At 68.4% G+C, this 14,161-nt stretch carries 11 protein-coding genes; 6 read left to right on the top strand and 5 right to left on the bottom strand.

The features are described 5' to 3' along the window. Nucleotides 1-56: 56 nt before the first annotated feature. Nucleotides 57-863 (bottom strand): L,D-transpeptidase, encoded by an 807-nt coding sequence (locus tag A5643_RS09395; RefSeq protein ID WP_066854188.1) that lies wholly within the window; start codon nucleotides 861-863, stop codon nucleotides 57-59. A gap of 398 nt (nucleotides 864-1,261) precedes the next feature. Between A5643_RS09395 and A5643_RS09390 the strand changes: the two genes are divergently transcribed. From A5643_RS09390 to A5643_RS09375, 4 genes are all read left to right on the top strand, one after another. Next, entirely contained in the window at nucleotides 1,262-1,705 is a 444-nt protein-coding gene (locus A5643_RS09390) for a hypothetical protein (RefSeq protein ID WP_066854186.1), read from the top strand. A gap of 52 nt (nucleotides 1,706-1,757) precedes the next feature. Then, entirely contained in the window at nucleotides 1,758-3,110 is a 1,353-nt protein-coding gene (locus tag A5643_RS09385) for a WS/DGAT/MGAT family O-acyltransferase (RefSeq protein WP_066854184.1), read from the top strand. 7 nt (nucleotides 3,111-3,117) lie between these two features. Next, complete coding sequence (locus tag A5643_RS09380; RefSeq protein ID WP_066854182.1) at nucleotides 3,118-3,585, top strand: NUDIX hydrolase; 468 nt, start codon at nucleotides 3,118-3,120, stop codon at nucleotides 3,583-3,585. Nucleotides 3,586-3,866: 281 nt separating this feature from the next. Beyond that, a complete protein-coding gene (locus A5643_RS09375; RefSeq protein ID WP_066854180.1) occupies nucleotides 3,867-5,858 on the top strand; it encodes an acyltransferase family protein in 1,992 nt (663 codons plus the stop codon). A 4-nt stretch (nucleotides 5,859-5,862) separates the two neighbouring features. On the opposite strand, the gene A5643_RS09370 is transcribed toward A5643_RS09375, so the two are convergent. Then, a complete protein-coding gene (locus tag A5643_RS09370; protein WP_066854178.1) occupies nucleotides 5,863-7,602 on the bottom strand; it encodes an NAD-binding protein in 1,740 nt (579 codons plus the stop codon). A gap of 11 nt (nucleotides 7,603-7,613) precedes the next feature. Continuing rightward, on the bottom strand, nucleotides 7,614-8,000 hold the full coding sequence (locus A5643_RS09365) for a DUF6394 family protein (protein WP_066854176.1): 387 nt from the start codon (nucleotides 7,998-8,000) through the stop codon (nucleotides 7,614-7,616). Nucleotides 8,001-8,098: 98 nt separating this feature from the next. Between A5643_RS09365 and A5643_RS09360 the strand changes: the two genes are divergently transcribed. Beyond that, nucleotides 8,099-9,139, top strand: a complete 1,041-nt coding sequence (locus A5643_RS09360; RefSeq protein ID WP_066854170.1) for an ATP-dependent DNA ligase — start codon at nucleotides 8,099-8,101, stop codon at nucleotides 9,137-9,139. A 53-nt stretch (nucleotides 9,140-9,192) separates the two neighbouring features. Further along, entirely contained in the window at nucleotides 9,193-10,215 is a 1,023-nt protein-coding gene (gene ligD, locus A5643_RS09355; protein WP_066854168.1) for a non-homologous end-joining DNA ligase, read from the top strand. Nucleotides 10,216-10,323: 108 nt separating this feature from the next. Here the strand turns inward: ligD and A5643_RS09350 are convergent, their stop codons facing one another. Both A5643_RS09350 and A5643_RS09345 read right to left on the bottom strand, forming a co-directional pair. Continuing rightward, complete coding sequence (locus A5643_RS09350) at nucleotides 10,324-11,733, bottom strand: alpha/beta fold hydrolase (RefSeq protein WP_066854166.1); 1,410 nt, start codon at nucleotides 11,731-11,733, stop codon at nucleotides 10,324-10,326. Nucleotides 11,734-11,761: 28 nt separating this feature from the next. Beyond that, complete coding sequence (locus A5643_RS09345) at nucleotides 11,762-13,843, bottom strand: CHAT domain-containing protein (RefSeq protein ID WP_197497693.1); 2,082 nt, start codon at nucleotides 13,841-13,843, stop codon at nucleotides 11,762-11,764. Nucleotides 13,844-14,161: the final 318 nt, after the last annotated feature.

Here is a 14,161-nt window from a genome sequence, read left to right as displayed (position 1 = left end):
CCGGCTGCGCCGCGCCGGCACCCGGCGACATCGCTCGACGCCATCACCCGGCGACGTCATTCCACGACCAGGACCGGATCCCCGATGTTGACGGTGTCGAAGTACCACTCGGCGTCGGTGGGACTCAGGTTGATGCAGCCATGGCTGACGTTCTCCACGCCCAGCGAGCGCAGCGCCCACGGCGCGGAGTGCACGTACAGGCCGCGGGCGCTGATCCGCACCGCATGGTCCACCGACAGCCGGTACCCCTCCGGGTCGTCGATCGGGATGCCGACACTGCTGGAGTCCATCACCACCGAACGATCCTTGGCCAACACCGTGTAGGTGCCCACCGGCGTCGGGAACTTCTCCTTGCCCATCGACGCCGGCAGCACCCCCGCCTCCCCGTAGTGCGGCAGGTGATGCGCCGCCGGCAGCGGGGGACCCGGTGTGACCCCGATGTTGTCGACGCTCACCGTGAACGTGTGCTCGGTGACATCGGCGACACCGAGCACGGCGGGCCCGGTCTTGAACTCGGTGGCCAGCCCACCGACCGACAGCGCCACGGTGCTGTGCGCCGGCCAGAAGCCGTCGGGCACCCATTGCACCACCGAATCCTCGACCCAGTCGTAGCGGCCGCTCATCGCGGGCGTGGACCGGACCCGTAAGACACGTTCCGCGGCGGCGCGGTCGCCGACCGGGCCGCTGAAGGTCACCACGACCGGGTGGGCGACGCCGACCGGCTGGTCACCGGCCGGCTGGATCGAGGCGATCGGCGGTGCGCTCGGCGGGGCCACCGCCGCCGCGGCGGAGGCCCCGGGCAGGGTCGTGGCCGCGACAGCGAGTCCGACCACCACAAGCACCGACCGCACTGACGCCCACATCGAAGAAACCGCCTTTTCCCGTCGAAATATCCCGACCAATGTTAAAGCGGCTCAGTTGAAATTCAGGGACAGTGCTGTTGCGGTACGGCCAATTATCGATCAATTTTCGATCGCTATTGCGGTTAATGTGCCCAGCAGGCGTCAGGCAGCGAACTCGCCCCGAAAAGTCAATCTTAGCAGTCGATTTCAGCAGCGAGTCGGTTGACCCCCGCTCACTGCCGTACCGATTGATGGGTCACCGTTTGTCGACGACATGGTAACGCCCGGGTCATGTTTCGTCTCGTTTCGGCATCCAATTCCGCCGCCGTCTGGACCGGCGTGTCGACCGCGGGCTAAGTTTTGCAGCGCGCGGTGTGAATTGCGCAGTAATTCGGGGTGTGCCAATCAAGGGAGCTGCGGTGAAACTCTCGGGTCGACTGTGGGCGGGTGTCGGCGTCGTCGCCGGACTGGGCGTCGCCGCGCTGGCGTTCGTTCCGATCGCCGGCGCCGCCCCACTGCCGGCCGGCGGGCCGGTCTGCGCGGAGGCCGCGGTGGTGACCGCGGCGGGAGCGCCCTGCCCGGCGGCCCCGGCGGCCGTCGTGCCGCACGCCCCGGTCGTGCCGCTGGCGGGCGGATTCCCCGGGCCGCCGATCGCGCCGGTCCCGGTCGTGCCCGCCGCCCCGGTCGTGCCGGTCGTTCCGGCCGCGCCGGTGGTGCCGGTCGTTCCGGCCGCGCCGGCGGCGGCACCGGTGGTTCCCGCCGCCGCGCCCGTCGTCGACGCGGCCGCCCCGGCCGGCAAGGGCGTGCCCACCAACCCGGATGCGCCGGATCTGGTGGTCCTGCCCGGCCCGCCACTGCCATAGTTGTGGCAGGGCGGCAAAGCGGGGCCGCACGCCAGTCGGGAAGTAGGCCGCCATGGAACTGATTTCGCCCACCGATGCGATCTTTCTGCTCAGCGAGTCGCGCGAACATCCCATGCACGTCGGCGGCCTGCAGCTGTTCCGGCCGCCGGCCGGCGCCGGGCCGGAGTTCCCCCGGGAGAGCTACGAGGCGCTGATCGCCAACGACGAGTTCGAGCCCACCTTCCGCAAACGGCCGGCCACCCTGTTCGGCGGGATCACCCCGGTCGGGTGGATCTATGACGACGACGTCGACATCGACTACCACGTGCGTCGGGTGGCGCTGCCGTCCCCGGGCCGCATCCGCGACCTGCTGGAACTGACCTCCCTGCAGCACGGCGCCCTGCTGGATCGGCACCGCCCGCTGTGGGAGACCCATTTCATCGAGGGGCTGCGCGACGGCCGGTTCGCCGTCTACGTCAAGGCGCACCACGCGTTGATCGACGGGGTCTCGGCGCTGAAACTCATGCAGCGGGCACTGTCGGTGGACCCCGACGACCCGCAGATGCGCGCACTGTGGGATCTGCCGCGCCGGCGCGTCACGGTCAGCCGCTCCCGGGTGCAGGCACTCACCGGGCTGGTACGCGCCACGGCGGCGCTCGGCCCGTCCACCCTCACGCTGGCCCGGGCGGCGCTGCTCGAGCAGCAGTTGACGCTGCCGTTCGCCGCGCCGCGCACCATGTTCAACGTCAAGATCGGCGGGGCCCGCCGGTGCGCCGCCCAGTCGTGGTCGCAGGACCGGATCCGACGCGTCAAAGACAGCGCCGGCGTGACGGTCAACGACACCGTCCTGGCGATGTGTGCCGGCGCGTTGCGCTACTACCTGGAAGAACAGCACGCCCTGCCCGACACGCCGCTGGTGGCGATGGTGCCGGTCAACCTGCGCACCGACGCCGAAGCCGACGCCGGCGGCAACATGGTCGGCACGGTGTTGTGCAACCTGGCCACCGACGTCGACGACCCGGCGCAGCGCCTCGCGACGATCAGCGACTCGATGCGGGCGAACAAGCAAGTGTTCGCCGAACTGCCGCGGGTGCAGGCGCTGGCCCTGTCGGCGGCGAACATCGCGCCGCTGGGACTGACCGGGGTGCCCGGTTTCGTCTCCACGGCACCGCCGCCGTTCAACGTGGTGATCTCCAACGTCCCCGGCCCGCGGGAACCGCTGTACTGGCGCGGCGCCCGCCTCGACGGCAACTACCCGCTGTCCATCGCCATGGACGGGCTGGCCCTCAACATCACGCTGACCAGCACCGCGGGCAACCTCGACTTCGGTCTGGTGGGCTGCCGGCGCAGCGTGCCGCACCTGCAGCGGCTGCTGGGGCATCTGGAGTCGGCGTTGAAGGACCTGGAACGCGCGGTCGGAGCCTGAGGCGCTCATGGCGGCACTGAGCGCCGCGCTGCTGCTGCATCGGGTGCGCGACGGCCACCTCGAGGTGCTCATCGCCCACCCCGGCGGGCCGTTCTGGGCGCGCCGCGACGACGGAGCCTGGTCGGTGCCCAAAGGCGAATACCAGCCCGACGAGGACCCGTGGGCCGCCGCGCAGCGGGAATTCGTCGAGGAGGTCGGGCTCGCCGTACCGGACGGGCCGCCCGTCGAGCTGGGGGTGTTCGTGCAGCCCAGCAGAAAACGGATCACCGTCTTCGCGGTCGAGGCGGACCTCGACGTCACCGACGCCCGCAGCAACACCTTCGAGCTCGAGTGGCCGAAGGGCTCCGGGCGGCTCCAAACGTTTCCCGAGGTCGACCGGGTCGGCTGGTTCCCGATCGCGCAGGCGCACACCAAGCTGCTGCCCGGCCAACGTCCCATCCTCGACCGCTTGCTCGAGCTGCGCGCCGCGACCTAGGCACCCCGCCGGCCCGCGGCCGCGCGCTGAGGGTGCGGCGTGTCGAGGCCGTCTCGGCCAGATCACCGGGAAAACCCGCACACTCGGCGGTCGGGTCGGGCCGTTCGGAAGGCCGAGCGGCAGAATCCGCGGCTTCTTCGGCCGCGCCTCCCCGGCCGACGGGCTTGGCGCGCCTAAACTTTGCTGCCGATCAGGTGAGGAGGCAGCGGCGTATCGGCGATAACCAGGACGTCGGTCAGGGGGCCGGCCAGGCCGCGCCGGCCGGGGGCTACCCCGAGCCGGTGCGTTTTGCTGGGCGCCGCCTCTCCGGCCGACGCCCCCTCGCCGCCCGCACCTCGATCCCGGCGCTCGACGGCATCCGGGCGATCGCCGTGGCGCTGGTGCTGCTCGACCACGGCGGGATCCCCGGTGTGTCCGGCGGATTCATCGGCGTCGACGTGTTCTTCGTCCTCAGCGGCTTTCTGATCACCTCGCTGCTGCTGGAGGAGTTGGACCGCACCGACCGCATCGACCTGCTGCATTTCTGGGTCCGGCGCGCCCGGCGGCTGCTGCCCGCGCTGCTGATCATGGTGCTGGCGGTGGCGTTCGCCCACGACCTGTTCCCCACCGATGCGGTGCAGCGACTGCGCGAGGACGCCGTCGCGGCGTTCTTCTGGCTGGCGAACTGGAACTTCGTCGCCCAGGAAAGCGACTACTTCACCCGGGGCGGCAACCCCTCGCCGCTGCAGCACACCTGGTCGCTGGGGGTCGAGGAGCAGTACTACTTCCTGTGGCCGCTGCTGGTGCTCGGCGTGGCCGCGGTGGTCGCCGCGCGCGCCCGCCGCCGCCGGTGGGTCAGTCAGCGCACCGTGCGGTTCGCAGTGCTGGTGGTGGCCAGCGCCGGGGTGGCGGCCTCGGCGACGGCGGCGATCCTGCTGTCCGCGCGCACCGGGGTGGACCGGGTGTACTTCGGCACCGACACCCGCGCGCAGGCGCTGTTGCTGGGCGCGGCGGCCGCCGCCCTGATGGTCCAGGACTGGCCGGCGCTGGTCGGTAAACCCGCGGTGCCGCACACCCGCTGGGGCACCGTGGTGGCCACGGTGGTGCCCATCGTGGGGATGGCCGGGCTGGCCGCCGGCGCCCACTACGCGGCGGGCAGCGCCGAGCAGTTCCGCTTCGGCATGCTGACCCTGATCGCGGTGGCCGCGGTCGCCGTGGTCGCCCCCGTCGCGGTACACCAGCGCAGCCCGGTGGCCCGGCTGCTGGCCTGGCGGCCGCTGGTGGCGCTCGGCGCCATCTCCTACGGCGTCTACCTGTGGCACTGGCCCATCTTCTTGCTCCTCAACGGCGAACGCACCGGATGGACCGGGCTGTCGCTGTTCGCCGCCCGCACCGCGGTGACCTTGGCGGCGGCCATCGCATCCTGGTGGCTGATCGAGCAGCCGATCCGGCGCTGGCGCCCGGTGCAGGTGCCGCTGCTGCGGCTGGCGGTGGCCACCGTGGCGACCGCGGTCGCGGTCACGGTGCTGGTCGTCCCCACCGTCACCGGCCCCGGCGCCACCCCGCCGGTGTCCTCGGCGGCGGCCACCGCGCCGGTGCCCGCGGCGCCTCCGCCCGCCCCCGGCGCCCACCGCGACCCGCACCGCCCGCACACGGTGTCGGTGTTCGGCGATTCCATCGGCGCCTCACTGATGGAGTACCTGCCGCCCACCCCGGGCACCGCGTTCGTCGACCACACCGTGATCGGCTGCAGCATCGTGCGCGGCGGGCCGTACCGGTACTCGGGCAAGGTGCTCGACCAGAAGTCCGAATGCGACGACTGGCCCAACCGCTGGGCCCGCCAGGTCGCCCGCGATCAGCCCGACGTCGCGTTGCTGGTGATCGGCCGCTGGGAGACCGTCGACCGGGTCATCGAGGGCCGCTGGACCCAGATCGGGGACCGGGCCTTCGACGAGTACCTGGCCGGCGAACTCAACCGGGCGATGAAGACGCTGACCGGCCGCGGCGCCCGGCTGGTGATCACCACGTTGCCGTACAGCAAATACGGCGAGAAGCCCGACGGCAGCCTCTATCCCGAGGACCAACCCGACCGGGTCCGGAAGTGGAACGCGTTGTTGCGCAAGGTCGTCGGGAAGCGCCCGAACGTCAAACTGCTCGACCTGAACAAGAAGCTGGGCCCCGACGGCGGCTACAGCGTCAAGGTCGACGGGATCAAGGTGCGCAGCGACGGCGTGCACCTGTCGCAGCAGGGGGTGGCCTGGCTGACGCCCTGGCTGCTGGCCGGGGTGCGCTGAGCACTCAGCAGGATTTGGCGCGGCGCCGCCCGGTCAGCCGCGCCCACACCCACGTCAGCGGCACGTTGCGGCCGGTGGCCAGGTACTCCACCGTCGACGGGTAGTGGCAGATCTCGCTGACCTGCGCCAGCCCCTCGGATCTGCCGACCAGCAGGATCTGATCGTCCACCGCCAGGGTGGTCCCGATGTCCGGCATGAAGTGCGCCACGCCGTCACGCAGCAGCACCAGCGCCACCAGCGGCAGGGTGCTGGCCCGGTCGTCGGGGCGGCGCAGCACGTCGCGCAGGGTGAGAACCTCCCCGCGCCGCAACCAGTCGGCGATCGCCGGTGCCTGCCGCGCCGACAGCGTCACGACGTTGCGCTCGGGGGTGTGTTGCCCGCAGTGCTCGACCAGGTGGTCGCGCACCGCGGCGGCCCACCGCTCGTCCTGACCGAAGGCGTGATCGACGAAGCTCCAGAACACCGGGGTCAGCACCCGGGCCAGCACCTCCCGGGCGACCAGTTCGGTGGCGATGTACACCGAATCGATCTGCACGGCGTCGAGCAGCGCCTTCTTCGCGGTGGTGGCCTGCCGGACCACCAGGTAGATGTCGGGGTTGGTCAGCCGGGCCTGCTCGGCCATCGCGATGTTGACGGTGTCGTCGCGGCTGGCGGCGATGAACCCCACCGCGGCGGTGACGTCGGGATCGCCGTCGTCGGGGTCGGCGAGGGTCACCGCGAGGCCGCTGGCCGCCAGATCGGCGACCACGTCGCGGCCGAACTCCGGATCGGCGCAGACCACCCAGCGGCCCGCGGTCAGCCCGCGGCGCAGCGGCGGGAGGCGCTCCTCGTCGTTGTCCATCAGCCAGCGCAACAACTGGTGGTTGACCGGCCGGTGGATCGACAGGGTCAGGTATTCGCCGAACCGGTCGCTGGGGTTGACCACCGCGGCGGGCGCGAAGTGCGCGATACGGTTCGCGACCCGCGGGTCGGTGCAGCGGGCCAACACCGGCACCTCCGGGCGCAGCATCGCCACGGTCATCACCGCGGCCAGGTTGGCGTCGTCGTCATCGGTCAGGGCGAGCACGCCCTCGCAGTCGCGATGGCCCAACCCGGCCATGCCCAGCATTGCCGGCACCGAGCAGTCCCCCTCGACGGCAGGCACATCGAAGCTGAGTTGCTCGCCGACCACCGACTGGACCCGGGATTCCTGTTTGTCGATGACGACGAACCGATGTCCGCGCTGGTCGAGCTCGGAGCCGACCACCCGGCCCGCCTGCCCGTAGCCGGCGATGATGACGAACGGATCGGCCATCCGGCGCACATGGCGGCGGAACCGCTGCGCCGCCACCGCGTCCTGGAAGGCGGTGTCGTTGATCACCGAGAAGAACACCCCGATCGCGTACGCCCAGCTGATCACCACCAGATAGATCGACATCGACAGCCACATCCGCTGCGGGTAGCTGAACGCGTGCGGCACCTCGCTGTAGCCGACCGTGGTCAGCGTGATCGTCATCTGATAGAAGGCGTCGAAGACCGACAGCCGGTAGGGGTTGCCGTGCGCGTCGACGCCGGGCATCAGCATCAGCCCGGTGGTGCAGATGCTGAAGATCGTGATGACGACGATGAACGGCGCCCGCATCCGGCGCATGAACAAGAAGATGACGTCGGTGGTGGGCACCGTGGTGGGCACCGGCACCGGCTTGCGCCGCGACCTCATCCGGCGCCGCGACCAGAACGTGTACAGGTGGACCGGATTGGGCATCGCGGCATCGGCTAACGGCGCCGAAACGAAGCCGTCTCGACGACCAGCAGGGTGACCGAGACAACGTTGGCCAGCAGCGCCCCACCCGACAGCGACACCACACTGGCGATGGCGTGCTGATCCAGCCCGTGCACGGAGACCTGGGTGTAGTAGACCCACATCACCGCGGCGGCGGCCAACTGGAGCAGCGCGACCAGGCTGGTGGACAGGTGCACCGCGCCCAGCTGCGTGCGGTCCCCGAACTTCAGGATCGTGGTGATGAAGGCGACCACCAACGCCAGGAACAGCTCCCAGGGGTTGTGGACGATCGGATCGCCGATGTCGCCGACGAAGAAGCCGAAGTTCAGTGTCGCCGCCAACAGGACGAAGAAACCGAAAACCACCTTCTCGAGGTTCACGACGGCAGCCTAACGGTCCCGGGGGCGGCATGCCGGGAAACCGCCGTGACCGCGCGGGTCGGCGCTATCGGCGCCCGACGAAAACCTTTTCGGTCACAATGGGAGGCGTGGACCTGCCCGTCGCGCCGCCGGTGGACCCGATGCTGGCCAAAGCGGTGCAGACGGTTCCGGCTGAACCGGGCGTGTGGTGCTATCAACCGAAGTGGGACGGCTTCCGGGCGTTGGTGTTCCGCGACGGCGACGACGTGCTGCTGCAGTCGCGCACCGGCAAGGATCTGGGCCGCTATTTTCCCGACCTGCTCGCCGCGGTGCGCGCCGAGACCGCAGCGTGCTGTGTGCTCGACGGGGAGATCGTGGTGCCCCGCCGCATCGGCGGGCGCACCCGGCTGGACTGGGAGGCGCTGAGTCAACGCATCCACCCGGCGGACAGCCGGGTACGCCTGCTCGCCGAGCAGACCCCGGCGCACTTCATCGCGTTCGACGCGCTGGCCACCGGCTCCGCAGCCGTGCTGGACGAACCATTCACCACCAGGGCGGCGGTGCTAGCCGAATTGGTTACCCCGCAACGGTTTTGCAATCTCACCGGCGCCACCGAGGATCCGGAACTGGCCACCCACTGGCTCACCACGTTCGAGGGGGCGGGCCTGGACGGGGTGGTCGCCAAGCGCCTCGACGGGCGCTACCTGCCGGGCAAACGCGACATGGTCAAAATCAAGCACCACCGCGACGCGGACTGCGTGGTGATGGGCTACCGCATCCACAAAAGCGGCGCCGGCCTCGGCTCGCTGCTGCTGGGCCTGTACAACGACGCCGGCGAATTGCAGATGGTCGGCGGGGCGGCGTCGTTCACCACCGCGGAGCGCCGCCGGCTGCTCGCCGAGGTCGAGCCGCTGCGCCTGGGCGCCGACGTGGTGCGCGAGGGCGAGCCCAGCCGGTGGAACTCCGCGGCGGACAAGCGGTGGATCCCGATCCGCTCCGAGCTGGTCGCCGAGGTGGCCTATGACCAGATGGAAGGGGAGCGGTTCCGCCACACTGTGAAGTTCCTGCGCTGGCGACCCGACCGCGACCCGCGCAGTTGCACCTTCGAGCAACTCGACACCCCGCTGCGCTACGACCTGGCCGACGTGTTGGCGGGCTGAGATGGCGGACTGAGATGGCGGACTGAGATGGCGGACTGAGATGGCGGGCTGAGATGGCGGACGCGGAGGAACTCGACGTCGACGGGATCGCGGTCCGGCTCACCCACCCCGACCGCTGCTACTTCCCGCGGCTGGGTGCGGCGGGCACCAAACGGCGGCTGGCCGAGTACTACCGCGCCGTGGCGCTGGGCCCGATGCTGGCGCCGATGGCCGACCGGCCCACCCACCTGCAGCGGTTCCCGGACGGCATCGAGGGTGAGGCGGTCTACCAGAAGCGCATCCCGCGCGGCTACCCCGACTATCTGCAGACCTGCACGGTGACGTTTCCGACCGGACGCACCGCCGACGTGCTGCGGGTGACCTCGCCGGCGTCGATCGTGTGGGCCGCCCAGATGAGCACCGTCACCTTCCACCCGTGGCCGGTGCGCTGCACCGACGCCGACCGTCCCGACGAGCTGCGGGTCGACCTGGATCCGCAGCCCGGGACCGGCTTCGCCGAGGCCCGCGCGGTGGCGGTCGACGTGTTGGCGCCGCTGCTCGACGAACTCGGCCTGACCGGCTTCCCGAAAACCTCCGGCGGCCGGGGTGTGCACGTCTACCTGCCGATCCGCCCGGAGTGGGATTTCGTCGCGGTGCGCCGGGCCGGGATCGCGTTGGCCCGCGAACTCGAGCGCCGCGCCCCCGACCAGGTCACCGCCTCGTGGTGGAAAGAGGAGCGCGGCAAACGGATCTTCGTCGACTTCAACCAGAACGCCCGAGACCGCACCACCGCGGCGCCGTACTCGGTGCGGGCCACCCCGATCGCGACCGTCTCCACCCCGCTGAGCTGGGCGGAGCTGGCCGACGCGGACCCCGATGACTACACCATGGCCACCGTGCCCGACCTGGTCGCCGGCCGCGAGGACCCGTGGGCGGCGATGGGGGAGACCCGACAGTCGCTGGCGGTGCTGCTGGAGATGGCCGACGCCGACGCCGACCGCGGCCTGGGGGACCTGCCCTACCCGCCGAATTACCCGAAGATGCCGGGCGAACCCAAGCGGGTGCAGCCGAGCCGGGACACCGACCGGCGCCGCTGAGCGGCGCGGGGTGGCCCGGAAACGCGCTTTTAAACAAGTTATTAGACTTGACTTGCTCTGCTCGCGCAACCTCATCATCGCATGTCTGATCGTTCTGAGTCCCTCAGCCTAGCAGGACAAGTTGGACAAGGCCGCCTGCCAGAAGATGTGCGCGATTTCGTCGTGAACTATGTCGCTGTGGGCGCCGGAGAGCCCACTTCCGCTCGCAATGACGCGACTGGCCTCAATGTTGTACGTGGTTCCGGGTGCGAATCGGTAGGTCGCATCGGCGGCGAGTACTTCCATCTCTTCGCGTGGCTCTGTGCCCTGGACCCCGAAGCTCCCGATTCCGCCGTACTCCGGAAAATCGTTGTAGCCGAGGATTCGGTCGCTGCCGAGTCGTGAGCCCAACGGGTAGAAGGTCCCCACAGCACGATCGTGACGCGAATTCGTGGCCACTATCGGGCCTGCGACACGCCGTGGTGCCTGGCACAGCACCCGAAAGTACCCGGGCTCGCCCGGTGGGTACGGGATCGCCTCGGCGAAGGACCATAAAGACATCGCACCCTGCACGAGGAACAACGTGTCGACCGGCCTAGGTAGCGGATCGGTCTGCTGCCCGGCAGAGGTAGGCCCTGCAGTCGCCGCTGTCATCACGATGCAGCCGAAACTGTGGCCCATCAGATGGATTCGAGCGTCTGAAGCGTCCTGCATCATGCGCAGGATATGGTGCACATCGCGCTCGCCGACGATTCGCGCCCGGTTTTTCATCGTCCAGAAGGATATTTGGCGGACCGGGCCCAAGACTGCGTCGCTAATGCGACCGAACACGCCCAGAACACCTGGGTCACCACCGCCCCCAGGAGCCGGGCCCGATACCTTGACCGCGCGCAGCCATTCACGGGCCGTCTCCAGCGGTTTGAACACTTCCTGGTCGGCGCCGGGCGGGGCTGTGACCCCGCCAGCTTTCAGACCGGCTTCGGCGAACAACTCCAGGTAAGCGGCGTCGAGCTCTGGCGGTAGCGTGCCCGCAGCAATCTTCTCGGCGACAGCCGGATTGTCCGCGGCCGCCACAATCGTTTGCAGCGCTGATCGAGCGGCACGCGTGTCAACAATGCGCTGCGCGTACCGGTCGACGAGATCATGCGCGCTCATCTCGCACTCGTACGCCAGTTCGTCGTCGTCATCACCGGCGCCGAGAACTGCGGTCTCGGCGCGCTCGTCGCCCCACGGCAGACTGGGCCAGTGGATTCCGATCACGAGCGACTTGAACTGGGGATCGAGGCGACGCGCCAGTGCACGGTCGTCGGACTGCTTCGCCATCACCCGGACCCAAGCATCGTACTGGTGGTTCGCGGCGGGTACGTCGCCCATCCAGCCGTGGCTGGCGATGAAAAGATCGGTGACGCCGTCTTCGACCAATTCACGTATCTTCGTGCTCAACAACGCTCCGTCCTGTTCAGGACGTTCCCTGCCCTCTTTGTCAAGCAGCACAAGGCAATAGCTGACACCGCAGTCTTCGACATGGCGGATGGGCATCGCAAATCCTTTGTTCAACCGTGTGTAATTATGAGGCTGAGTTCAGCGGCGGAGCAATTCGGGTGTCGGCGTCGCAATAGATGGTGTACAACAGGCCCAGCGGGTTTCCGTGATCGCGCAGGAACTGTTGTCGCAACTCGAGCATGATCTGGCCAACCTCCGCACCGTCGAGCAATTGCTCGATGAAGGCTTCGGCCCAGTGGATGGCGAACAGCACCGGTGTCTTGCTCTCGGTTCCAATCACACCCCGCGCGCCCTTCGCCAGGAAGAACGGCACGAACCCATCGTAGAATTTCGGTGAAAGATCCGCGGACTCACAGGCATTTAGGAAGACGAGTGGCCGACCGGCCAGTTTGATGTCCGTCGGGGCGTCGAGATTCAAGTCTCGCAGCGTTGCGTGATCGCCGCGGTCGCCCGCCTTTCCCATGATGATGGCGGACAGGTCCGGATCATTGTCGTTCGAGGTGGCATGGCAGTAGAAGTACAACAGCTTGTCGCTGTTTGCGCCGTCGGCAAGCGCTGAGATCACTTCGTCTCGCGACGTCCGGGCTACGATCGCCATGTTCGTCCTCGTGGAGGCGATTTGAGACCAATGCTGTTGATGGTAGGCGACGAGGTTGATCCGCATCTCCTCGTCGATGGTGGGATTGATGTTCAGGCCCACAGACAAATTCGGTTGGCTCTGGATGAAATTACTCTTGGAGCCGGGCAATGATTGGAACGGCAACTGTTCGATGATGTGGCGGAATCCGAGGAAGTGATTCCAGTCCAGTTCGGCTCCCCCGTGAACGTCGCCAAGATAAAGCATCGACCAGGGTACCGGTACGCGCGCGGCGAATATTTGTAGCTTCAACTGCAGTTCAGGATCGGTGGCGTATTCGACCAACCAGTCGCCGATGGAATGCACGTCGCCGCCGGCCCCCGCCGGCTGGAACAGTTGTTGGAAGAGCCTTCTGCCTGCGCGGGCCAGCCTGCCAAGTGCCTCCCGTTGGACATTGGCAGGGATGTCGATCGAATCGAGGAATGCCTGTTTTCCGCCGTAAACTCCCATGACCACTGTGGCTAGCTCCCTGCGGGCGGCGTCAGCGGCGACGGCAAGGTCGTTGGCGCTCAGTGGCAGCGGAGCTTCGAAACCAACGGATCCGAGCGCGATGCAGCTATACCCGGCTCCTTCCGGCCGGATCACTAGCGAGAGGTCACGCGGTTCGAGGACGGCCGCAGCGTCGACGGGTCGGCCGATCGTTTGGGAGTCGAATGTGCCCGGGTCCCCGACAGGAGCGGTCAACCGCAGTTGGGTGAGGAAGTTGCCCTGGTAGTGCAGCGTGGCGGTCAGTTGGCACAGACCGTCGCGCAACGGCGAGACGTCAAACCGCGCCTTACCTTTGGACGGCCCGGTACGCGGCAGACGAAGTTGGCGACACGCGTCACCGAGGATCTCGAAGTCCGGCGAACTTAGTTGAACGGTGAGGTTCAGCGGCGCTTCCGCGCCTCCCTCGAACAGCCTGGCGGGTAGGGGTCCGCTTGCCAGCCAGGTCTTCTCCAACCCCACATCGAAGGCGACCGTGTACTGTTCACCTTTGGTCAGCGGCTCCGAAATGTCGTGGTCTTCGAATTCGGGACGGAAGAAACGTTCGGGTTTCGCGGGTTCGGCGAGTTTACCGTTCGCATCGGCTACTTCGGGCAGGTCCCCGTTGGTCTGCACAAGTGTGGGTCCGCTTCCGAGGATGCCGGGGGTGGTCGACGCCAGTCGTTCGAGTTCGCCCAGCATCCGTACGACGGTGGCGGGTATTCGGTGGAACCGTTCGTAGCGCTCACGCATGGCGGCCACGGAGGCAGGATCGGGTGTGACGGATAGCGCGCGGACGACGCGCACGAGCCGGACCAGCCGAGTTGCCTCGGTTGCGCCCAACCGGCCGGCCGGCAAAGCGGCCATCATCCTGTCGGTCAGATCAGTTGCCTGCTCGGGGGAAAAGCCACTCAGCGCGACGAGATCGGATTCCTCGAGGCGGGCCGGCCAGTCCGCCAATATGCGCTCGATCGTCGCCGCAGCACTGTTGGCTGTCGTGCCGTTGCCCATCGACCTCTCCCCATCGCGCACGTTAAACGCCATCTTCCAGATGAAACTGGCGTGGCGCCACCCTTGGCATTGACTAACGAAAAATGCCCGCGCAGCTCTTCGCTGCATGAACGGAAAATACCTCAGGGTGAGCCGGTAGCCCGAGAACACCCGGCGGAATATTTTTTGGCGCCGGCACCTATCCGCGCTCAGGACGCATCTCGCTGACCTCTCCCACGGCGAGTTATCCGCCGCCGTGCCTCGACCGGCCCGACACGGCTCCCTCACATGTTGTGTGCGCAACTGCGGCGCTGTCATCACACCGACCTACTCGATGGAAAGTAGGATGACCGCGTTCCCCAGATGGTCACG

This window comes from Mycobacterium sp. 1274756.6, from assembly GCF_001668625.1.
Taxonomy (GTDB): Bacteria; Actinomycetota; Actinomycetes; order Mycobacteriales; family Mycobacteriaceae; genus Mycobacterium.
This window is presented reverse-complemented; position numbering and strand designations above follow the sequence as displayed.

Bases quoted from the DNA above. Each gene is read 5' to 3' on its own strand.
- A5643_RS09395 (WP_066854188.1), bottom strand. From the start codon at position 863: ATGTGGGCGTCAGTGCGGTCGGTGCTTGTGGTGGTCGGACTCGCTGTC.
- A5643_RS09385 (WP_066854184.1), top strand. From the start codon at position 1,758: ATGGAACTGATTTCGCCCACCGATGCGATCTTTCTGCTCAGCGAGTCG.
- A5643_RS09380 (WP_066854182.1), top strand. From the start codon at position 3,118: ATGGCGGCACTGAGCGCCGCGCTGCTGCTGCATCGGGTGCGCGACGGC.
- A5643_RS09370 (WP_066854178.1), bottom strand. From the start codon at position 7,602: ATGCCCAATCCGGTCCACCTGTACACGTTCTGGTCGCGGCGCCGGATG.
- A5643_RS09360 (WP_066854170.1), top strand. From the start codon at position 8,099: ATGGGAGGCGTGGACCTGCCCGTCGCGCCGCCGGTGGACCCGATGCTG.
- ligD (WP_066854168.1), top strand. From the start codon at position 9,193: ATGGCGGACGCGGAGGAACTCGACGTCGACGGGATCGCGGTCCGGCTC.
- A5643_RS09350 (WP_066854166.1), bottom strand. From the start codon at position 11,733: ATGCCCATCCGCCATGTCGAAGACTGCGGTGTCAGCTATTGCCTTGTG.
- A5643_RS09345 (WP_197497693.1), bottom strand. From the start codon at position 13,843: ATGGCGTTTAACGTGCGCGATGGGGAGAGGTCGATGGGCAACGGCACG.